Source organism: Enterobacter sp. SST3, from assembly GCF_000286655.1.
Taxonomy (GTDB): domain Bacteria; phylum Pseudomonadota; class Gammaproteobacteria; order Enterobacterales; family Enterobacteriaceae; genus Enterobacter; species Enterobacter roggenkampii.
Genome location: NZ_ALNS01000060.1, coordinates 1 through 760 on the forward strand (window position 1 = coordinate 1; position 760 = coordinate 760).

Annotated in this window: 1 protein-coding gene; it reads right to left on the bottom strand. The window is 54.3% G+C overall.

All coding sequences use genetic code 11. The features are described from left to right. Positions 1–64 precede the first annotated feature (64 nt). Positions 65–664, bottom strand: coding sequence for a 5'-deoxynucleotidase (gene yfbR / locus B498_RS00030; protein WP_008503531.1), 600 nt, complete (start codon positions 662–664; stop codon positions 65–67). Positions 665–760: the final 96 nt, after the last annotated feature.

The window sequence follows — 760 nt, forward strand, 5'->3', positions numbered from 1 at the left end:
CGGCTGCGCCTTACCCGGCCAACAAGCCAGCAGGCCCTGCAAGCGCAGCGCCGCTGGGCGAAAATCAGAGGGGAGAATCCTGGCTAATCTCATCCAGCGATAAATGGAAGCTCGGTACAAACACCTGCATAAAGTAATCCATCTCTTCGCTGCGGCGGGATTCCAGCGTTTTTTCCAGGCGCGTTTTCGCCAGCAAGAATTCGTTATTCCCTGCGGACAGCTCTTCGAGACACTTCAGATAGGCACACAGCGCGTCGGCCTGTTTGACCAGCGACTTTTCATCTTCCGTGTACTGATGCTCGTTGATAAGCGGCTCGAAGATATCACGAAGCTCTTCGGGCACCATCTCAATCAGCTTCTGCTGGGCAATTTTCTCAATGGCCTTATATTCCTGCGCAATTTGCGAGTTGAAATATTTCACCGGCGTAGGCAGGTCGCCGGTGAGCACTTCTGACGCATCGTGGTACATCGCCAGCAGGGCGATGCGCTCTGGATTAACCTGACCGTTGAATTTGCGATTTTTAATCGCGGCCAGCGCGTGAGCGACCATCGCAACCTGCAGACTGTGCTCTGACACATTTTCCGTGCGGACATTGCGCATCAGCGGCCAGCGGTTGATGAGTTTCAGGCGGGAGAGGTGGGCAAAGAAATGACTCTGACTCATAGGTTACCTTTTGTCTTCACTGCGACAGGCGTTCATTGTGCGGGGAGGGGAGGCAAGATGCAAATTTGCGGATTTTGCAGGCCGGGTAAGCGCAGC

What these genes read in the sequence shown, in the direction of transcription:
- yfbR (WP_008503531.1), bottom strand. Translation starts at nt 664, where the DNA reads ATGAGTCAGAGTCATTTCTTTGCCCACCTCTCCCGCCTGAAACTCATC.